At 68.2% G+C, this 19827-nt stretch carries 20 protein-coding genes and 1 tRNA gene; 5 read left to right on the forward strand and 16 right to left on the reverse strand.

All coding sequences use genetic code 11. The features are described 5' to 3' along the window. Positions 1-7: 7 nt before the first annotated feature. Together glmU and NDW01_RS31025 are read right to left on the reverse strand one after the other, a co-directional pair. The gene (gene glmU / locus NDW01_RS31020; RefSeq protein WP_252827901.1) at positions 8-1456 is read right to left on the reverse strand and encodes a bifunctional UDP-N-acetylglucosamine diphosphorylase/glucosamine-1-phosphate N-acetyltransferase GlmU; all 1449 of its coding nucleotides are present in this window, start codon (positions 1454-1456) and stop codon (positions 8-10) included. A gap of 303 nt (positions 1457-1759) precedes the next feature. Beyond that, positions 1760-1831: transfer RNA gene (locus NDW01_RS31025), tRNA-Gln, on the reverse strand. 290 nt (positions 1832-2121) lie between these two features. On the opposite strand from NDW01_RS31025, the gene NDW01_RS31030 reads away from it, so the two are divergent. The 3 genes from NDW01_RS31030 to NDW01_RS31040 all read left to right on the forward strand — a co-directional run bounded on the left by NDW01_RS31030 (position 2122) and on the right by NDW01_RS31040 (position 4351). After that, positions 2122-3063 carry an acyl-CoA desaturase gene (locus NDW01_RS31030; protein ID WP_252827902.1) on the forward strand — a complete coding sequence of 314 codons (942 nt, stop codon included), beginning with the start codon at positions 2122-2124 and terminating at the stop codon, positions 3061-3063. Positions 3064-3209: 146 nt separating this feature from the next. Beyond that, positions 3210-3911: a TetR/AcrR family transcriptional regulator gene (locus NDW01_RS31035; protein ID WP_252827903.1), complete on the forward strand. Its 702-nt coding sequence runs from the start codon at positions 3210-3212 to the stop codon at positions 3909-3911. 131 nt (positions 3912-4042) lie between these two features. Beyond that, positions 4043-4351 (forward strand): hypothetical protein, encoded by a 309-nt coding sequence (locus tag NDW01_RS31040; protein WP_252827904.1) that lies wholly within the window; start codon positions 4043-4045, stop codon positions 4349-4351. Positions 4352-4542: 191 nt separating this feature from the next. Here the strand turns inward: NDW01_RS31040 and NDW01_RS31045 are convergent, their stop codons facing one another. After that, complete coding sequence (locus NDW01_RS31045; RefSeq protein ID WP_252827905.1) at positions 4543-4917, reverse strand: VOC family protein; 375 nt, start codon at positions 4915-4917, stop codon at positions 4543-4545. Positions 4918-5037: 120 nt separating this feature from the next. Here NDW01_RS31045 and NDW01_RS31050 point away from each other — a divergent pair, with 120 nt between their 5' ends. Then, positions 5038-5538: a MarR family winged helix-turn-helix transcriptional regulator gene (locus NDW01_RS31050; protein ID WP_252777745.1), complete on the forward strand. Its 501-nt coding sequence runs from the start codon at positions 5038-5040 to the stop codon at positions 5536-5538. Between the two features lie 150 nt (positions 5539-5688). Here NDW01_RS31050 and NDW01_RS31060 read toward each other — a convergent pair whose 3' ends face one another. Together NDW01_RS31060 and NDW01_RS31065 are read right to left on the reverse strand one after the other, a co-directional pair. Further along, positions 5689-6459: a DUF488 domain-containing protein gene (locus tag NDW01_RS31060; protein WP_252827906.1), complete on the reverse strand. Its 771-nt coding sequence runs from the start codon at positions 6457-6459 to the stop codon at positions 5689-5691. Further along, the gene (locus tag NDW01_RS31065) at positions 6459-7574 is read right to left on the reverse strand and encodes an amidase (protein ID WP_252827907.1); all 1116 of its coding nucleotides are present in this window, start codon (positions 7572-7574) and stop codon (positions 6459-6461) included. Before NDW01_RS31065 ends, NDW01_RS31060 begins: the two co-directional genes overlap by 1 nt. A gap of 128 nt (positions 7575-7702) precedes the next feature. Here NDW01_RS31065 and NDW01_RS31070 point away from each other — a divergent pair, with 128 nt between their 5' ends. After that, positions 7703-8278, forward strand: coding sequence for a GNAT family N-acetyltransferase (locus NDW01_RS31070; RefSeq protein ID WP_252827908.1), 576 nt, complete (start codon positions 7703-7705; stop codon positions 8276-8278). Positions 8279-8330: 52 nt separating this feature from the next. Here the strand turns inward: NDW01_RS31070 and NDW01_RS31075 are convergent, their stop codons facing one another. The 11 genes from NDW01_RS31075 to rsmA all read right to left on the reverse strand — a co-directional run bounded on the left by NDW01_RS31075 (position 8331) and on the right by rsmA (position 19752). Beyond that, positions 8331-9443 carry an amidase gene (locus NDW01_RS31075; RefSeq protein WP_252827909.1) on the reverse strand — a complete coding sequence of 371 codons (1113 nt, stop codon included), beginning with the start codon at positions 9441-9443 and terminating at the stop codon, positions 8331-8333. Positions 9444-9507: 64 nt separating this feature from the next. After that, positions 9508-11247: an ABC-F family ATP-binding cassette domain-containing protein gene (locus NDW01_RS31080; protein WP_252827910.1), complete on the reverse strand. Its 1740-nt coding sequence runs from the start codon at positions 11245-11247 to the stop codon at positions 9508-9510. A 518-nt stretch (positions 11248-11765) separates the two neighbouring features. Next, positions 11766-12203, reverse strand: a complete 438-nt coding sequence (locus NDW01_RS31085; protein ID WP_252827911.1) for a hypothetical protein — start codon at positions 12201-12203, stop codon at positions 11766-11768. Positions 12204-13040: 837 nt separating this feature from the next. Next, positions 13041-13892, reverse strand: a complete 852-nt coding sequence (locus tag NDW01_RS31090; RefSeq protein ID WP_252827912.1) for a hypothetical protein — start codon at positions 13890-13892, stop codon at positions 13041-13043. Positions 13893-13907: 15 nt separating this feature from the next. Next, positions 13908-14207 carry a DUF6317 family protein gene (locus NDW01_RS31095; protein WP_252827913.1) on the reverse strand — a complete coding sequence of 100 codons (300 nt, stop codon included), beginning with the start codon at positions 14205-14207 and terminating at the stop codon, positions 13908-13910. Next, the gene (locus tag NDW01_RS31100) at positions 14204-14443 is read right to left on the reverse strand and encodes a hypothetical protein (RefSeq protein ID WP_252827914.1); all 240 of its coding nucleotides are present in this window, start codon (positions 14441-14443) and stop codon (positions 14204-14206) included. The genes NDW01_RS31095 and NDW01_RS31100 overlap by 4 nt, the downstream gene beginning before the upstream one ends. A 189-nt stretch (positions 14444-14632) precedes the next feature. After that, positions 14633-15895, reverse strand: a complete 1263-nt coding sequence (locus NDW01_RS31105; RefSeq protein ID WP_252827915.1) for a S8 family serine peptidase — start codon at positions 15893-15895, stop codon at positions 14633-14635. Further along, the gene (locus tag NDW01_RS31110) at positions 15892-17259 is read right to left on the reverse strand and encodes a hypothetical protein (protein ID WP_252827916.1); all 1368 of its coding nucleotides are present in this window, start codon (positions 17257-17259) and stop codon (positions 15892-15894) included. Before NDW01_RS31110 ends, NDW01_RS31105 begins: the two co-directional genes overlap by 4 nt. A gap of 1 nt (position 17260) precedes the next feature. After that, positions 17261-17749, reverse strand: coding sequence for a hypothetical protein (locus tag NDW01_RS31115; RefSeq protein ID WP_252827917.1), 489 nt, complete (start codon positions 17747-17749; stop codon positions 17261-17263). 240 nt (positions 17750-17989) lie between these two features. After that, the gene (locus NDW01_RS31120; RefSeq protein WP_252828056.1) at positions 17990-18877 is read right to left on the reverse strand and encodes a 4-(cytidine 5'-diphospho)-2-C-methyl-D-erythritol kinase; all 888 of its coding nucleotides are present in this window, start codon (positions 18875-18877) and stop codon (positions 17990-17992) included. A gap of 11 nt (positions 18878-18888) precedes the next feature. After that, the gene (gene rsmA / locus NDW01_RS31125) at positions 18889-19752 is read right to left on the reverse strand and encodes a 16S rRNA (adenine(1518)-N(6)/adenine(1519)-N(6))-dimethyltransferase RsmA (RefSeq protein WP_252827918.1); all 864 of its coding nucleotides are present in this window, start codon (positions 19750-19752) and stop codon (positions 18889-18891) included. Positions 19753-19827 lie beyond the last annotated feature (75 nt).

Here is a 19827-nt window from a genome sequence, read left to right on the forward strand (position 1 = left end):
AGTCCCCTCACTCGCTGTCCTGGCCATCCTGCTCGCGGGCGCGCTGCGCCGCCTCCGCGGACGGGGTGCCGGCGCGCTTGCGCTGGACCCACCCCTCCACGTTGCGCTGGCGGGCGCGGGCGACCGCCATCGCCCCCGGCGGGACGTTGTTCGTGATCACGGAGCCCGCCGCGGTGTAGGCACCGTCGCCGATCGTCACCGGAGCGACGATCATGTTGTCGCTGCCGACCTTGACGTGGTTCCCCACGACGCTGCGACTCTTGTTCACGCCGTCGTAGTTGACGAAGACGCACGCCGCTCCGATGTTGGAGCCCTCGCCGATCTCCGCGTCGCCGACGTAGGTCAGGTGAGGCACCTTGCTGCCCTCGCCCACGACGGCGTTCTTCGTCTCGACGTAGGTGCCGATCTTGGCCTTGCGGGCCAGCCGGGTCCCCGGCCGCAGGTACGCGAACGGGCCGACGCTGACCTCCGGGCCGATCTCGGCCGAGACGCACACGGCGTTCACGACCGTGGCGTCCTCGCCCACGGACGTGTCGGTCAGCGTGGAGTTCGGGCCGATCCGCGCGCCCGCGGCCACGTGGGTGCCGCCGCGCAACTGGGTGTTCGGCTCGACGACCACGTCGGGCTCCAGCGTCACCTGCACGTCGACCCAGGTGGACAGCGGGTCGACGATCGTGACGCCGGCGCGCATGTGCTCCTCGAGCACGCGGTCGTTCAGCTGCCGCCGCGCCTGGGCGAGCTGGACCCGGTCGTTGACGCCCTGCGTCTCGACCCAGTCGGCCGCCTTGTACGCGCCGGCCCGGTGCCCGTCGCCGCGGAGGATCCCGACGACGTCGGTGAGGTACTCCTCACCGCTGGCGTTGTCGGTGGTGACCCGGCCCAGCGCGTCCGACAGCAGCTTGCCGTCGAAGACGTACATGCCGACGTTGATCTCGTTGATCGCGCGCTCGTCCGGCCCCGCGTCCTTGTGCTCGACGATCCCGGCCACCTCGCCGGCCGGGCCGCGCACGATCCGGCCGTATCCGGTCGGGTCCGGGATGTCGGTGCTCAGGACCGTGACGGCGTTGCCGTCGGCCTCGTGCGTACGGACGAGCTCGGTGAGGGTCTCCCCGCGCAGCAGCGGGTGGTCGCCGTTGGTGACGACGACGGTGCCGGTGAGGGCGCCGACCGCCTCGAGGACGATCCGCACCGCGTGGCCGGTGCCGTTCTGCTGCTCCTGGGTCACGGCGACCGCGTCCGGCGCGATCTCCGCGAGGTGCTCGACGACCTTGTCCCGGCCGTGCCCGACGACGACCACGAGGCGCTCGGGGCGCAGGTCGCGGGCCGCGGCCAGCACGTGCCCGACCAGGCTGCGCCCGCCCAGTTCGTGCAGGACCTTGGGGGTGGTGCGGGATTTCATCCGGGTGCCCTCGCCCGCGGCGAGGACGATGACGGCTGCGGGGCGGCTCATGGTCACGCGACCACCTCACCGGACGGCTCGGTGGTGTGCTGGTGACATGGCATCGCCCGGTGGCTCGCTCCGCTCACTGGAGGAGGCTCCTCGGCGTCGCTGACAGGTTCGAAGCCGGGCGCGGACGTCTGGAGGGACCTCCGGTGAGGGTGTCGGCCTGCGAAGGCGGGGTCGCAGGTCCGTTACCCGCCCGACACCGGAAGGATACCGCCCGCCCGCGTGCCGCACGCGCCCCGGTCGGGGACGCGGGGCGTCGAAGCCGAGGTCACCGGGCCCGTACGGGACGCGGAGGCTCGACGGAGAAGAGGGCTCCGGCGCCTGGATTCGAACCAGAAATAAAGGGACCAAAACCCTCCGTGATGCCGATTTCACCACGCCGGATCGCCGCCGCGGCATGACCCTGCCGCCCCGGCATCCCTAACGATAGCGGTTGCCCCGTCGGGCGGCGCGCTCGTTCCGATCAAGCCACGGGAGGCACGCCCCGGCCGTTCCCGTGCGCGGACGCCGGGCCTTTGTCACCGTCGGGGACCAAGGGGCGCCTTGCGATATGGCAACCCTCGTGTGACCGACACGACATGTTTGCGGAAATCCTGCCGGGTATCTACCTAACTTACGCGGCCGTAGGTTACGGTTGCGTAGCCGTAAGTTTCCCGATGAGGAGGAGGAACCGCATGACCGTAGCCCCGACCGCGCCACCTCGACCGCAGGTCCAGTCCGAGTTCGAAGCGAAGCCCAAGGGCGTTTTCGAACGCGTCCTGCTGGCCTTCTTCATCGCGGTGCCGCTCCTCGCCGTCGCGGCGGCCGTGCCGTTCGCCTGGGGCTGGGGTCTCGGCTGGAGCGACGTGGCGATCACCGTGGTGATGTACACGGTGACCGGCCTGGGAGTGACCGTCGGCTACCACCGGCACTTCACTCACAAGTCCTTCAAGGCCAAGCGTCCGCTGCGCATCGCACTGGCCCTCGCCGGCAGCCTCTCCATCGAGATGAGCGTGATCGACTGGGTGGCCACTCACCGCCGCCACCACAAGTACTCCGACAAGGAGGGCGACCCGCACTCGCCGTGGCGGTTCGGCGGCGACTGGAGGGCGCTGACCAAGGGCCTGGTCTGGGCGCACATGGGCTGGCTGTTCGACGCCCGCCGCACCTCGCCGGCGAAGTTCTGCCCCGACCTGGTGGCGGACAAGGACATCCGCCGTATCAGCCGGGTCTTCCCCGGCCTCGTCGCCGTCTCGATGCTCCTGCCCGCCCTGCTGGGCGGCCTGATCACGATGTCCTGGTGGGGCGCGCTGACCGCCTTCTTCTGGGGCTCGCTGGTGCGCGTGTCCCTGCTGCACCACGTCACCTGGGCCATCAACTCCATCTGCCACGTGATGGGCGAGGAGGTGTTCGACTCCCGCGACAAGGCGCGGAACGTCTGGTGGCTGGCGATCCCGTCCTTCGGCGAGTCCTGGCACAACCTGCACCACGCGGACCCGACGTGCGCCCGGCACGGCGTCCTCAAGGGTCAGATCGACATCAGCGCACGGCTCATCTGGATCTTCGAGAAGTTCGGTTGGGTCCGTGACGTTCGTTGGCCGAACGCCCAACGTCTCGCCGCGAAGCGGATATCGTAAGCCAAACTAACAGTCTCACACGGCGCCGCCTGCGGTCGGGAGTCCAGGGCCGCCAGGGAAGAGCAGCAGTGAGCGTAGCCAACGATTCGGCCGCTACCGCAACAATTGAGGACGTGAGCGAACCCCCACGGTCACGCCGGAAGCGTATGACCGGAAAAGAACGACGGGAGCAGTTGCTCGACATCGGCCGGACACTCTTCGCCGAACGCGGCTTCGACGGCACCTCCATAGAGGAGATCGCCAGCGTGGCGGGAGTGTCCAAGCCGGTGGTCTACGAGCACTTCGGCGGCAAGGAGGGCCTCTACGCGGTCGTCGTCGACCGCGAGATGGCACGACTGCTCGACCTGATCACACAGGCCCTCGTCGGCGGGCACCCGCGGCAGAAGATCGAACGCGCGGCCCTCGCCCTCCTCGAGTACATCGAGAACAGCAGCAAGGGCTTTCGCATTCTCGTCCGCGACTCCCACGCCGCCTCGGCGACGGGGACGTTCGCCAGCCTCCTCAGCGACATCGCCAACCAGGTCGAGCACATCCTCGGCGACGAGTTCAAGGAGAAGGGGTACGACCCCAAGGCGGCCCCCCTGTACGCCCAGGCGCTCATCGGGATGGTCGCGATGACCGGCACGTACTGGCTGGACGTGCGCAAGCCCAAGCGCGAGGAGGTCGCCGCCCACCTGGTGAACCTCGCGTGGAACGGCCTGTCGGGGCTGGAGCCGAGGCCGTACCTCACGACGGACCACAAGGCCCGCCAGAAGGAGATGAAGGTGCGGGCGAAGGAGGCGGCCAAGGAGGCCAAGGAGCAGGCCCGCGCCGCCCGCAAGAACGGCGTCGATCCCACCGCCGCCTGACCCTGCGTAGCCGTTCTGTCACACCCGGCCCCTATCGTTCCGGCGACAGGCGACGGTGACGGGGCCCGCCCGGCATGGATCTCGGCCCTCACGGGGCGACGATCCGCCGTCGGCGAAGCAGGAGGTGGGCAGTGCGATACCGATCCGGCGACTCCGATCAGCGCCACGAGGGCCGGAGGCGTCCCTCTGTGGCGGCCGAGGGGCCCGGGGTCCCCCAGCAGGCGGGCCGAGCGCCCGACACGTCGGGTGATGCCTGCGCGATCCGGCTCACCGAGAGTCTCGAGGACGCCGTCCTCGCGCTCGACGCCCAGCCGGCCGGCTTCGAGGACGCCGTCCGCAAGGCGGATCACGTGGAGGAGCTGCGGCGGATCCTGGGCATCCTGCTCGACGTGCTGGCCGACTGGGAGATGCTGGCCGACCGAGAGGCGCGAGGCCCCTGACGCGGCATGCGGCCGACCGAGAGGCGCGGAGCCCCTGACGCGGCATGCGGGTCCGTGACCCACCGAGCGGGGTCGGTGACGCGGCACGCCGGGCCGGCGACGCGCCGGGCGATGCCGGTGACGCCGCACGCCGGGCCGGTGACGCGGCACGCGGGGTCAGTGACGCGGCAGGATCCGGGCCCGTGACGGCGTCAGGCCGTCGCGACCGGCTGGAGGAATTCAAGGCGGTTCCCGACGGGGTCGTCGACGTAGAAGCGGCGATATCCGGGCAGCAGGTCATCGGGCCGGACCCGGTGACCGGCCGCCCGGAGCCGGTCCGCGAGCGCGTCCAGGTCGCTCACGATGATTCCCGGGTGCGCCTTCCCGGCGGGACGGAAGCCGGCCTCGGCACCGATGTGGATCTCGATGCCCGGCGCCCGGAACCACACTCCGCCCCGCGCCGCCAGGACCGGCGGTTTGGGCACCTCGGTGAGGCCGAGTTCCCCGGCGTAGAACTCCCGCATCCGCGGCTCGGAGCCCGGCGGGGCGGCGAGTTGTACGTGGTGAAGTCCGGTGAGCAGGCTCATCCTCCACTCCCTCCGGCCCCGGCGCCGGGGTGGGCGCGGCATGGCCACATATCTCTTGACGTCAAGAGAGATGCTCCCGGCATCGATATCTCGATGTCAAGAAAGGTAAGGTGATCGATTGTGAAGGACGAGGTGGACCGGCTGGTCGAGGCGTGGCACGCGGAGCGGCCCGATCTCGACGTGGAGCCCCTGCACGTCCTCAGCCGGGTCTCGCGCCTCGCCCGCCACCTCGACCGCGCCCGGCGGGCGGTGTTCGCCGCGCACGGGATGGAGTCATGGGAGTTCGACGTGCTGACCGCGCTGCGGCGCGCCGGCCCGCCGTACGAACTCAGCCCCGGCCGGCTGCTGCGCGCGACGCTCGTGACGTCCGGGACGATGACCAACCGGATCGACCGGCTGGAGTCCGCCGGCCTCGTCCGCCGCGGCCCCGACCCGCAGGACAAGCGCGGTGTCCTCGTCCGGCTGACCGACGCCGGCCGTACTCGCGTGGACGCCGCGTTCGCCGACCTCGTCGACCGCGAACGCGAGCTGCTCGGCTCCCTCAGCCCCGGCGACCGCCGTACCCTCGCGAGCCTGCTGCGCTCCCTCCTCGTCCCCTTCGACACCGACCCGCCCACCTGACGGGATTCACCGCGCCGACCGCCGCCGGACCCGGCACCCGGCACCCGAACGCCCCGCCGGGGCTCAGGCTCCCCCGGTGGCCGGCACCCGACCACCGAACCGCCCATCGGGAGCCCGCACCCCCGGACCGGCGTCGCGCTCGGTGCCCGGTCACCGAACGGCCCGCCGGGAGCTCGCGCCCCCGCACCTTCGGGAGCCCGTGCCCCCGCACCCCGGACGCCGGCGCCCGGCGCCCAGCGCCCGATCACCGGACGGCCCGCCCGGGCCCGGGCCCCCGGACCGGCGTCGCGCTCGGTGCCCGGTCACCGAACGGCCCGCCCGGGCCCGGGCCCCCCGCCGTTCCGTACGACGGCCGATCCCACGCCCGGATCCGGCGGGGCCGCTGGAGGTCAGATCAGCGGCTCCTGGCCGCCGTCGTACACGAGGAGCCCGTCGTCGCGGACGCGGGCGCCCGGTGCGGGGGGGGTGCGGCGTGAGACGCCCGTCGTGCATCAGGTGGACGACCGGCACCTGCCGGACCAGGACGAGGTAGTCGGCGATCAACCGGCGATGGCAGCGCCACCACACGCTCTCGCTGCACATGACGGCCTGCCGGCGTTCCTCGGCCAGCAGCTCGTCGACGGCCGTGCCGAACTCCTCGGTGCGCATGTGCGCCGCGTAGCCGCGGAACATCACCTCCCGCCAGTACACGTCGGGCGAGTCGGCGGGCGCCCGCCGGAAACCGCCGAGGCGCCTGTCCCACCGGTAGTCGATCCCACGCTCGGGCAGCCAACGCTCCATCTCATGCCGCGCGACATGCGGGTTGCGGCGGCTTCCCGGCGCCGTACGCACGTCGACGAGCAGTTCGACGCCCGCCCCGCCCAGGAGCTCGGCGATCCGGTCCGCCGACGCGGTGCCGTGCCCGAACGTGACGACGGGCATCAGCGCAGCGCCGCCTCGACCACCGCGCCGACGGCCAGCAGCCGCTCCTCACCTCCGGACGGCCCGACGAGCTGCAGGGAGGCGGGCAGGTCCGTACCGGCCACCGGAACGGGCAGCGCGAGCGCGGGGTGGCCGGAGAGGTTGAACGGCACGGTGAGCTCGGTCAGGTCGACCTCGCGTTCGGCGCCGATCCGGGGTGGCGGCTGGGAGATCGTGGGCAGCGCGAGCACCGGATACCGCGTGAGCAGCTTGTCGAACAGTTCGCGCGTCGCCGTCTTGGCGGCGTACGCCTCGTCGAACAGCCCGTCGGTGACCGAGACGCCGCCTTCGATGCGGCGGCGGATGCGGGCGCTCATCCGGTCCGGGTAGGCGAGCAGGTGACGGTGCTCCCGGTGGCCCTCTCCGCGGATCAGCGTGTTGCCGGCGGACAGCGCCTCCTGCCAGTTGTCGAGGGGTTCGTCGGCGAACGCCAGCCCGGCCGCGCGCAGCGCCGCGTCGACGGCGGCGTCGAACGCCGGATCCACCGCCACGCCCTCCGGGCGCAGCCGCCCCACGATGATCCCGGACTCGTACGGCTCGGGCGTGAACCCGGGCTCGATCAGCCGCATGCCCAGCGCGATCGCCGCCACGTCACGGCCGAGCGGTCCGACGGTGTCCAGCGACGGCGCGAACGGGAAGACGCCCTCCAGCGACACCCGGCCGTGGGTGGTCTTCAGGCCGACGACTCCGCAGCACGCCGCGGGGATCCGCACGGAGCCGCCCGTGTCGGTGCCCAGTGCGACGTCCGCCTCGCCGTTGGCCACGGCCACCGCCGAGCCGCTCGACGAACCGCCGGGCACGCGTTCCGGATCGACCGGGTTCACCGGGACCCCGGTCCACGGGTTGATCCCGTCGGCGGCCCGGCACAGCTCGGTGAGGTTGGTCTTCCCGACGATCCGGGCGCCCTGCGCGCGGGCCGCGGCGACGCACGCGGCGTCCGCGTCCGCCGGCTCCGCCCGGTCCGCGATCACCGGGCAGGCCGCCGTCGTCGGCACTCCCGCGACGTCGATGGCGTCCTTGACGGCGAGCCTCGGGCCGTCTCCAGGCGCCTCCATCCGCAAGAGCCACGTCGTCACGATCCGCCTCGCTCGCTCACGATCATCAAGGTCACGGACCCATCTTGCTCCTCCCGCGCCCTCCGTGTCGTATCGCACCGCCTGGGCGCGGGCGCCAGGCGAATGGATCTAACACGAGAATGCGTCCCATGTCTCAGGCGACGCTGCGCACCGACCGCATCCAGCTCGTTCCCCTGTCCGACGACCATCTCGAGTACGAGGTCGAACTCGACGCCGACCCCGAGGTCATGCGCTACCTCGCCGGCCGCGCCCGTACCCGTGAGGAGGTCGAGGAGTTCCACCGCCGGCGGCTCGCGGCCGCGAGCCGTGTTCCGGGACTCGGCTTCTGGGCCGGCTTTATCGACGGGCGGTTCGTCGGGTGGTGGCTCCTGGAGCCCCCGGAGCGCGCCGACCAGGGGCCGGTCGAAGGACAGGCGGAACTCGGATACCGGCTCCTGCGTCGCCACTGGCGCCAGGGCCTGGCGAGCGAGGGTGCCCGCGAGCTCATCCGGCACGGATTCGGAGATCTCGGGCTGACCCGCATCTTCGCCGAGACGATGGCCGTCAACACCGCCTCCCGTGCGACGATGGCCGCACTCGGTATGCGGCACATCCGTACGTTCCACCTGCACGACGACGAACCGCTGCCCGGCGGCGATCTCGGTGAGGTCGAGTACGCGATCACCCGGCACAAGTGGCTCGCCCGCCAGGCGACCGAAGCGTGACGGACCGCCAAGGCCGTGCCCGTCTCGGCGTCGCGTTCCGGCCGCCCCCGTGTCAGGAGACGGCGGCCTCCAGCGCGGCGGCGGCGCCGCACAGCAGCTCCTCGCTCCCGGCCGGCCCGACGAGCTGTACGGCGGCCGGCAGGTGGGAGCCGGGCAGCGGCACCGGCAGCGCGAACGCCGGCAGCCCGGCCAGGTTGAACGGCGCGGTCAGCACGCACAGCAGGAGATCGTCGTCCCCGGCCGGAGGGGTCGGCGCCACCCCCGGAAGGACCGGGAGCGCGAGGACCGCGTGCCGCCGGAACAGGTTGTCGAGTTCCGCGCGGATCGCCCGCCGGGTCTCCTCGGCCCAGCCGCGCTTGCCCTTGGCGTCGGCGTACAGGCCGTTGAGGCGCCGGTAGATCCGGTCGCTGAGCCGGCTCGAGTCGGCAAGGAGGTGACCGTTCTGCCGGTAGGCCTCCTCGCCGACGATCACCCCGTTGGCCAGGACGGCGTCGACGAAGTGCGGGCAGGTCTCGTCCACGACCGTGAACGCCCGGCGCAGCGCGGTGTCCACCGCCGCGTCGATCGCCGGCTCGGCCACTCCCGGGATCCGCAGCCGACCGACCGTCATCGCCGGATCGTACGGTGTGGGCGCGAATCCGGGCTCGATCAGTCTCATGCCCAGCGTCACTCCGGCGACGTCCCTGGCCATCGGGCCGATCGTGTCCACCGAGGGCGCCAGCGGATGAACACCGTCACGCGGCACACGGCCGTACGTCGTCTTCAGCGACGCGATCCCGCAGCAGGCGGCCGGAACGCGCACCGATCCGGCGGTGTCGGTGCCGAACGCCACGTCCGCCTCCCCGGTGGCGACGGCCACGGCCGAACCGCTGGACGACCCTCCGGGGACCCGGGAGGGGTCGAGCGGGTTCACCGGGGTGCCGAACCAGGGGTTCACGCCGTCCGCGCCGAGGCACAGCTCGGTCAGGTTCGTCTTTCCGACGATCCGCGCGCCCTGGGACCGTGCGACCGCCACGACGGCGGCGTCGGCCGCCGCCGGCTCGGCGCGGTCCGCGATGGCAGGGCTGCCCGCGCTCGTCGGCGTGCCCTTGATGTCCATCGCGTCCTTGACCGCCAGCCGCGGCCCGTCGCCCGCGTCGTCCAGCCGCATCATCCATGTCGCCATGGACAGCGATCATGGCGGGCCGGGACGGCGAAGAACACCCCTCATCCCGACCGGCTCGGGTCGTCTACGCCTCATCAGCGAGGATGAGCCACTGCTCCTCGATCTCCTCGCGCTCGGCCCGGACCGTTTTCAGCTCCGCGTCAAGCTCCAGCAGCTTCTCGTGGTCGGTGGCGTGCGCGGCCATCAGCTCGTGCAGCTCCGCCTCCCGGGCGCCGAGCTTCTCGATGCGCCGTTCCAGCCGGTCGAGCTCCTTCTTCGCCTGCCAGGAGTTCTTGGCCGGCTTCGGCTCGGCGGCCGCCGCCCGTACGGGCTGGGGTTCCGGCTCCGACCGGCGCCGCCGGTCGAGGTACTCATCGACACCGCCGGGCAGCAGCGACAGCCGTCCGTCGCCGAGCAGCGCGACGACGTGGTCGCTGACCCGCTCCAGGAAGTACCGGTCGTGGCTGACCAGCACGAGCGACCCGGGCCACCCGTCGAGCAGGTCCTCCAGCTCGGTGAGCGTCTCGATGTCGAGGTCGTTGGTCGGCTCGTCGAGCAGGAGGACGTTCGGCTCGGCCATGAGGAGGCGCAGCATCTGCAGGCGCCGCCGCTCACCGCCGGACAGGTCGCCCACCGGGGTCCACTGCGCGTCGCCGCGGAAGCCGAACCGCTCCAGCATCTGGCTCGCCGAGAACTCCCGTTTCCCGAGGCTGATGCGCCGCTTGATCTCCTCGACCGACTCCAGGACCCGCTGCGCCGGGTTCAGCTCGCCGAGCTCCTGCGACAGGTGCGCGAGCTGCACCGTCTTGCCGCGGATCACCCGGCCGGCGGACGGCGCGACCGTCCCCTCCAGGAGCCGCAGCAGCGTCGTCTTCCCGCTGCCGTTGACGCCGACCACGCCGACCCGGTCACCGGGCCCGAGCTGCCACGTCAGGCGCTCGAAGAGCGTACGGTCACCGACGCGCAGGGTGACGTCCTCGACGTCGTACACCGTCTTGCCGAGCCGCGCCGTCGCGAACCGCACCAGCTCCACGGTGTCACGGGCCGGCGGCTCGTCGGCGATCAGGGCGTTCGCGGCCTCGACGCGGAACTTCGGCTTGGACGTACGCGCCTGCGGCCCCCGCCGCAGCCAGGCCAACTCCTTACGGAGGAGGTTCTGCCGCTTCTCCTCCGCGGAGGCGGCGATGCGAGCGCGCTCCGCCTTGGCGAGGACGTACGCCGAGTACCCGCCCTCATAACGGTGCACCTGCCCGTCGGACACCTCCCACGTCCGCTCGGTCACCGCGTCCAGGAACCACCGGTCGTGGGTGACGACGATGAGCGTACGGTCCTTCAGGTGCCCGGCCAGCCAGGCGATCGCCTCGATGTCCAGGTGGTTGGTGGGCTCGTCCAGGACGAGAAGATCGGTCTCCGGTACGAGCAGCCGGGCGAGTGCCACGCGCCGCCGCTCACCACCGGACATGCCCTCGATCGGGGAGTCCAGGGAGACGTCGGGCAGCAATCCGGCCAGGATGTCCCGGGCCCGGGCGTCACCCGCCCACTCGTGCTCGGCCCGATCACCGAACACGACGGAGCGCACGGTCGCCCCGGCGGGGAACTCGTCCCGTTGGGTGAGGAACCCCAGCCGCAGCCCGCGGGTATGCGTGACACGCCCGCTGTCGGGCTCGACACGGCCGGCGAGCAGCGAGACCAGCGTGCTCTTGCCCCCGCCGTTCCGGCCGACCACCCCGATCCGGTCACCGGCGGACACGCCGAGAGAGACATCATCGAGCAGCGGAACCGGCCCGTACGCCTTGCCCAGGCCTTCAACATTGATCAGATTCACGACCCCACCAAGGTTAGTGGCTCTCCCACACCCCACCCACCCACTCCGAACCGAAGCCAGGCGACCACGGAACGTCTGGATCCAAGGAGCGTGAACGACGCCATCCAGACCCGCGATGTCCTGGAGACCACTCGGACATCCTCGCCGCCATGGCCCATAGCCGCGGGCCGGCCAGTTCCGAGGCCCGTGAGCCCCGCAACGCCGCCCTACTCATCCACTGCGAGGGACGCGACGACAGTTACCGCCCTCCCCCTGGTGAGGCGGCAGCGGAGATCACCCGGAAACGAGCGGAGCGCGAGGCGTATCTGGCCGGCGAGCAGCGAACGGCCCCCAACTCAGCTGATAGCAGAGGTGAACTCCGGGATCCACGGTCGCTTGCTCGGCTCGAAGATCAGCTAGTCCCCTGCGGATGCAGCAACCGAGACGATCGCCCGCTTAGAGATCGATCCAGCTCGGGCTGATCGCTCACCGATTGACTCTGGCCTGAGCTCCAGGCACGGCGCGCATCCACGCGTCCTTCAGCGGAGATGCTGGCCGATGGCCTCGATCAGCCTAATAGAGTATTGGCGCGTCACAGCTTCCGTCAGGTTGCGGCCCTTTACCGGGTTGCCGGCGTTCGCTGCGGATGAGTAATCCGCACCTTCAAAGAAGACGGATATCACGACGTTTCGGAAGCGGGCACATACATAGCTACCGCCAATGTCATAACTTCTTACAGAGCCGTCTTGGCTAGGATGAGCGGCGGCCTGCTCCTTCACGGGAAGAGTGAACACTTCATCACCAATACCTGTGGTCGCTTCTGCCGCCCCCTGCTCAAGAGCATACTTCCCCGTCGAAGTACGCTTATTCGCCATCTCGTTTCTCCTGGCGGCGAGATCAGCGTGCGCACCGTTCGGGTCGACGCTCCGCTTCACCGAAAGACGCAAGTACCGACCAAACTTAGAGTTGAACGACACCCATATGAAAGTCTGCCCATCACCCGGACTTCTATCAGTGTCATCTCCAGTGAAGACCTTCCCGGAGGTGACATCATTCGTGATCACCGGAGATACGGCCCTAGCCACGTTAGGCAACGTGCGGACCAGTCCAGATGAGTCCAGAACAGCCTTGTCCGGCAACTTGTCGACAGGAGCCGCCGGCAGCGACTGACTAGGAGCTGATCGCGAATGAGACGAATCTTCGCCTAGGTAAACCCGTATCGCTACACCCACGATAGCCATGCCGATCGAAAGCGATACTAGGACCCAACGAAGCCCCCGGGACTTCTTTACACTCGACCTACTGCGCCGATCACCTTCACCTTTCGATCGAGGGCCTCCATAGACGTCGGTCGGAGGCTCCGGACCCACGGGTCCCGCCATGTCTCAGATTCCCTTTACCCATTCGATGCCGTCGCCCGGCACCGGAGTCACCTCATCAGGAATTTGACGGAGCACCTATACTGAGTCCTCTTCGCCCGAGTGATGAGCCTCCCTAGAGCGCTGTTCTCTTCTAAAAAGGTACGCAACAAAGATCGTTGCAGTTGCCCCCGGAATTGGCGCAAAACGAAGAACCTCGTGCATGGATATACCCACGATGAAGGCGCAAATCATCGTCAACCACAGAACACCGATGGCTAGCCGCAATGAAGGTGGCGTGGTTCGCCGGATGCGGCCCCAATTTCCGGTGCCAAACAACGTAATCGCAGGACCCGCAGAAAGAAAAACAACAATGATCGAATATAGGATACCAAGGAGCGTGTATCCGATGAGGAAATCCGCTGTCGCGGCACCATGACCACTCATCGCTTTGCCTTAGTCAAAAATTGCTCCTACCAATGGGGCCACTACCGCACCGACGGCAGCTCCCACCCCAATGCCAGCACCTGTGCCGAAGCCCGGCGCTGGAACGAGCGTACCGATGACGCCACCAGCAATCGTGAAGTCACCCAGCACGACCCCTTCTGCCAAGTCTTTCATGACGCCCTTCTTGTGAGCGTCCGGCGGGTGGGCAGCCATAAGCGGGTAATCTGCGGTCGTGAAGCTCTTCTCAAGACCCGCCAGCTGGGAGGCAAGAGAGTTGATCTCTGCCTGAGACAGCAAAGTTCGGTGATTATTCCGATAGTTGACCATCCCGGCGGCCAGCATCTTATATTCCGAGGCGAGCTTCTGCGCAGCCGCCCGACGAACTTTCTCAGCAGCGGCCAGCGCTTCGGCTCGACGTTGATTAAATTGCCCAAGGAAAGTCTGTATTTTTGGATTCGAGGAGCCGCGGGGAAGGCTCATGTTCCCCGATCGATCGATAACAACGTAACCAGCTGCCACCCCTCTTTCTGCCTGCTTCTCCAGCCAACATTCGATCTTGGCGAGGTTGAGTGCAAGATTGTCGACGATCTCGCCGATCGAAGTCGCACGCTGAGACAACCAGTTTATGTCGTTCAAGTCCTGACCGAACTGGTCTTTGAATTCCCCTACGGCCGAGCCGGGGTATACAGAGGCACCACTCTCGCGAACCAGGCGAGTGACCGTACGGTTCAAGTCAGCAACAGGTTCTTTGCTATCCTCCGCGAAGTTGTAGAGCACTTGAGCAAGACCCGACAGGCCTTGAATATCGCCACCAACCCAGTTAGCAGAAAAAGTCGGCAGAGGCAATGTTGCTTTCGACATCCCCGGTCTCCGCTGTCAGTAGCTCGGCGGCGGCGTCTTCTTTGTCAGGTAATCAAAAATGTTACCTTCAGCCTCTTGGTAGTTACGCCGGGCATAGTCCAACTTGTAAGCATGTGCACTTACAGCTTGGGCGAGTACCACATGCATCTCATAGAGAGCATCGAGCGTCACACTGAGCATTTTGTCGATTGTTGCGTCACCACCTGATGGGCAGGTGAGCTGAGTCATTAGGTTGGCATAAGCCTCTCCTTGCCGCGAGAACTCGGCTGACGCCCTTGCTAGATCGTTGAAGACGACCTTGTAGCCGCTGCTCACGAATTCTCCCTCCTCCAGGCCGCCACCCGGTCAGCCGTCCACCTCTCGGCGTCTTCTTGCACTACCGGGTTCACCACGACGCGCACCTGGGCATGTGATATCTGAATCAGAAGCTCAAGAACTGGCATCTTTTCCCAAGGTTGCCATTCTCCGAGCTGCTCGACAAGCAATTCTTGCTCGGTGAATACCGGCAGCACACCGGTTCCATCTGCGAGAGCTCGCAGCTCGAACTGCACCTCCCGAGGGCCGGCGGCTTCAGATGGCTTGCTCGGAAGGGTGGGCACGTATATCCAGGCGACGCCTTCGGTCAACTTCTTTCGGGCTTCGTAAGCGCTACGTGCCGCCGGGCCATTCATCGGCGATGAGCTGGGGCCTCCAGGGGGAGCCGATGATGGACCGTGGCTGGGGGAATTCATCCTCACCCTTCACTTGTTCCGTATATCGAATGTGCCTTCGTGTGGCTGCCTGTCACCAGTAGAAGCGGTGCCAGCCACGTTCACTCGCCGGCGCCACACGAACCCGCCGACCACGACCATGGCGATGATGGCACCGGCCGCGGTGAGGGAGATGATGAGGAGTCCGTTACGTGCATGGCCCGATTTCGCCGATGTCTGCGTTGCAGAGGATTTCGGTGTAGGCCGAGCAGCCGCAGCCGAATGAGATGCCTGCCACTTGTCGAACGCTTCGAAGACGGGGTTCGGTGCGTTCGATGGGACGGGGTAGCGCTGCGGGTTCATCGCGGCGGTGATCTGAATCGCGCCATAACCCGTCTGATCGTTCCACTTCGAGGAGCCCAACGGACGAGCCGTCGCGATCAATCTTTGCACCACGGTACGCGCCGACATTCCGGGGTTACGTGCTCGAATCAGCGCCACAGCGCCCGATGTCAGCGCTGAAGCCATACTTGTTCCCCAGCCGGAATAGCCTTGCCCGTCTTTTCCAATCGTTCCACCGACACCCGGGGCAGCTACGGAAACGTACCATTGCCTTTCAGAACCAGCTTGGGGTTGCAGATGTTCATCAATCGAACCGACCGCCAACACCCCTACACATGAAGCAGGCATCTCTGGCGGATTTGAGCCGTCACCCAAATTCCCTGCAGCCGCTACTACCACCACGTCATGCTGCAGCGCGTATGAAACGGCAGCCTGCACGTCTGGATCACAATGCTGCGAAATATAGGTCGAATCCGATCCCTGAGAAATATTTATTACTTTGGCCCCGTGATCGACGCTGTATCTGATACCGTCGGCGAATCCCTTGAATTCGATGTCGGCCCGGTCACCGGGCTGTTCTGCGGCATGAACAGGCAGCACCTTCACGGATGGAGCGATACCGACATAGCCAGTGGGCCCGCCACCCCGGGCCGCAATGAGCGCCGCCATCGCGGTCCCGTGACCAAAATCGAAGTCGAAGTCCTTACGGCCATCACTGTCATGCCCTGTGGTATCCGTTCCCGGAAGAACAGCTCCGCTCAACTCGGGCAACTCAGCGTTGACTCCAGTATCCAGGACGGCGACAGTGATACCGGCACCAGTCGTCGTCGGCCAGACATCGCTCTGAATACCCCAGGCGGAGAACCACCATTCATCCTGACGCGGCTGGGGTTGGGCGTCGGCCCTCATCGGCGGCATCACCGCAGCGAAGGTGGCGACAAGGCCTACAGCGAGGCGCCAGACGATCTTCACACATCTTCCTCGAAGTACCAGGGAGAGTCTTTGCCAACTGCTCCGACCTGCCCCTGTTCGCGATTCGTTGGATTCTCCAGTTGCTCGACCTTCGCACGTAGCCGGGCGATCTCCTCTTGTGGGTCCTCACCGCTGTCTTCGAGGCTCAACTCGTAGAGGAGCTGATCAAGATCATCGCTATCACTGGATAGATCGATCTGGACGAGCTCCGGCGCTTCGTCGCCGGCACTCGCTGATTCGTCCTTGGCTTCCCTGGCGCCGATGAGGTGTGAGCCTGCCTCAATGCCGCCGGTCCACACGTCCTCGTCTTCGGTGAGCCACGTCGTACGCTCACGTTCACGGTCACGGCGATCGCCTGCCGCTCCACCGGCAGGACCCACCACACCGGCCTGGCTCGCAGCCCTCATCTCGGCGGCTTGACTTGCAGCCCTTGTTTCGGCGGCTTGAGCCTCTTCGGCTGCACTCGCCGCCGCATCGCTCACAGCCCTACGGCTTCCAACTCCCCCCCATGGGCCATTCGCTGGGCTGATGACTCCAGGACCACCTGGTAGCAACCCTCCGATGACACCCCGCGGAGGAGCATCGATGCCTGCTCCAGGCATCCCTGGACTACCTGGAGCGTTAGGTAGTAGGCCGGTCCTGCCGCCGGGCATCTCAGTCCTTGGATCGGGTGCTGGAGATCCCGCGAGCTGCGTATTCGAGCCGTCGGCGCCAGACACCGGGTGACCGCTGCCCGGAACGTGAGATGACCCTTCGGAGGCACCGCTCCGGATCTTCGGCGCGTGTCCACCGACACCCGGCGCTCTACCATCCGCAACAGGGTTTCCTGCAGGGCTTCCACCTGCTGTTTCTCCGATCCTTTTCGCGCCGGTGGTCGGAGAAGGTTCGTAGAGCGAGTTGTTCGGCGGGAGGGTGGTACTGACGTCTGAGGGCATCCCGGCCCACGCCTGGTAGACGCGTTCGTTGGCACCGGCCATCCAGCTCCGTGCCTCGGCTAGGTCTTTAGACGGAGGCCTCTTCTGGTACCAATCCAGGTTGGACCCGTAGTCATTGATCGCAGACCCGAATTCCTGCGCGGATCGTTGAATGGTCGCAGATGATGCCCAAATCTCCCGCAGTGCGGACTGTGCGGCGGCGGCGTCTGTTCCGCCCCAGGCTTCATGAAGCATGCCACGGACCGTGACCAAGTCGGTCGTGACCTTCTCGTACGCGGAAGCGAAGTCCTGGTAGTTCTGTCCAGCCGCCTTGACATCGTCCGGAGCCGTCTTCTTCAAGAGATCGTCGATGTCTTTGCGACTGTTGTACTCACCAGGCGTTCCGGAAGGAGCGCCGGCGCGCATGGGGAACGTGAAGCCCTCGGCCATCTCAGTGCCTTCCATCCGGGTTCAAAGAGTTGGCCACAGGTGCCTGTGACTCGGGCCGCGCCGACGGCGGGGAGAAGTCATAGCTCATCGCGCTACCCCCCGGCGCGACGTTCAGCCGCTTGTCCAGCGCAGCGATCCGGCGCGCGAGGTTCGCCTCGTTCGCGTCATGAACGTTCGCAGCTTGATGCAGCTTGTGAATCGTGCTCAGCAGAGCGTGCAGGATGCGGCTGTGCTGCTCGGCGAGGGCATGGTGACCGGCTTCGACGCTCGGCTGCAATTCCAACGCGGCGTCCCACGTGCCGAGCGCGCTCGGGTCTTTGAGCGGCTGCAGTCGCTCACTCGCCGCGAGGAGGTCTTCGAGGTGAGCTTCGAGTCGGTCGGCGACCGCTCTGACCTGAGAGGTGTCGACCCGGAGCTTGCCATGGTCGTCGATTCCCGGCCAGTCGTTGTACGTCTGAAGTGGAGCCGAGTTCGCGTTCACCGGCGGCATCGGTCTTGGCCTCCTCGCATGCGAGCACCCCGTACATGCACTGCTCCAGCAGGGGCTTCGATGCGACGGTCAACCGTCATCGCGCCATCCCCTGCTTGCCCCGTCGATCCCCAAAACGTCCTAAAACTTTACGGATCCTGACAGGGAACGTCCAGGCCATTAGCCATTCGGTTTACCGAGCCGTGACGATTCGGCATTAGGGACGAACGTTCACGCCGTCCGCCCCTGACCGAAACTGCGCTACAGCAGGGTCACACCCGGGACCGGGCCGGAGGCGGGGCGGACGGCAGCGAAGCGGCCCGACTCGTTCAGGGCGGCGGCGAGTTCGGCGCTGTGATCCAGGGAGGCGGCGAGGAAGGCGCACGTGGGGCCGGAGCCGGACACCAGCGCGCCGAGGGCGCCCGCATCCCGACCGGCCGCCAGCGCGTCGCGGAGGGACGGGCGGAGGCTCAGGGCCGCCGGCTGCAGGTCGTTGTGCAAGGCCCGGCCGAGGGCCTCGGCGTCGCCGGTCTTCAGGGCGGTCATCAGGTCGTCCGACACCTGGGGCCACACGCTGTCCTGCTCCCCCGCGGCGCGCAGCCGGTCGCACTCGGCGTACACCGCGGGCGTGGACAGGCCGCCGTCGGCGTACCCGAACACCCAGTGGAACTCCCCCGTGACCTCGACCGAGGTCAGCCGCTCCCCCCGGCCCAGGCCGACGGCGGTGCCGCCGAGCAGGGCGAACGGGACGTCGCTGCCGAGTCGGGCGCCGAGTTCGAGCAGCGTCTCGCGGTCGAGACGGGCCTCCCACAGGACGTCGCAAGCGAGCAGGGCGGCGGCCGCGTCGGCGCTGCCGCCGGCCATGCCGCCCGCGACCGGGATGTCCTTGCGGATGTGCAGCGCGACGTCGGGGCGCCTGCCGATGTGCTCGGCCAGAAGGGCGGCGGCGCGGGCGGCGAGGTTGTCCGGGCCGGTCGGCACGTTCGCCGGGCCCTCGACGGTGACGCTCAGCGCCTCGGCGGGGGTGGCGGTCACCTCGTCGAACAGCGAGACGGCGTGGAAGACGTTGACGAGGTCGTGATAGCCGTCGTCGCGGACGGGGCCGACGCTCAGCTGGAGGTTCACCTTGGCGGGCACGCGCACGGTCACAGTACTCACGATCAACCGATCGTAGGCGACGAGGGCCGGTGTTCGGCGATGCGGGTGAAGGCGACGACGTCGAGGGACTCGCCGCGGGCCGTCGGGTCGACTCCGGCGGCGCGTAGGGCCTCCTCGGCCGCCGCGGCGGAACCGGCCCAGCCGGCCAGGGCCGCGCGGAGTGTCTTGCGGCGCTGGGCGAAGGCCGCGTCGATGACGGCGAACACCTCCGTGCGCGAGACCGCGCTCGTCGGTGGCTCGCGACGGGTGAAGGCGACGAGCCCGGAGTCGACGTTCGGCGCAGGCCAGAACACCGCGCGGCCGACGTTCCCGGCGCGGCGAGCCTGGGCGTACCAGGCCATCTTCACCGACGGCACGCCGTACACCTTGCCGCCGGGCCCCGCCGTGAGCCGGTCGGCGACCTCGGCCTGCACCATGACCAGCCCGCGCCGGATGGACGGGAACGTTCCGAGCAGGTGCAGCACCACGGGCACCGCGACGTTGTACGGGAGGTTCGCGACGAGCGCGGTCGGCGGCGAGCCGGGCAGTTCGGTGACCCGCAGGGCGTCGTCGGGCACGACGTCGAGGCGGTCGGCGAGGTCGGGGGCGCGCTCGGCGACGGTCTCGGGCAGCCGTTGGGCGAGGACGGGGTCGACCTCGACGGCCACGACGCGGCTGGCGACCGGCAGCAGGGCCAAAGTCAGCGAGCCCAGCCCGGGGCCGACCTCCAGGACCACGTCCTCCGGGCCGACGTCGGCGTCGCGGACGATGCGGCGCACGGTGTTGGCGTCGATGACGAAGTTCTGCCCGAGTGTCTTGGTCGGCCGCAGTCCCAGGCCGCCGGCCAGCGCGCGGACATCCGCCGGCCCGAGAAGTCGTTCACCCACGGACCCAGTCTCCCGTACGACGGTGGCCGCCCGGCCACCGTCCCTTGATCCCTGGCGGTCGCTGCCGCTAGGGGG

The organism is Actinoallomurus soli (assembly GCF_024055715.1).
Taxonomy (GTDB): Bacteria; Actinomycetota; Actinomycetes; order Streptosporangiales; family Streptosporangiaceae; genus Actinoallomurus; species Actinoallomurus soli.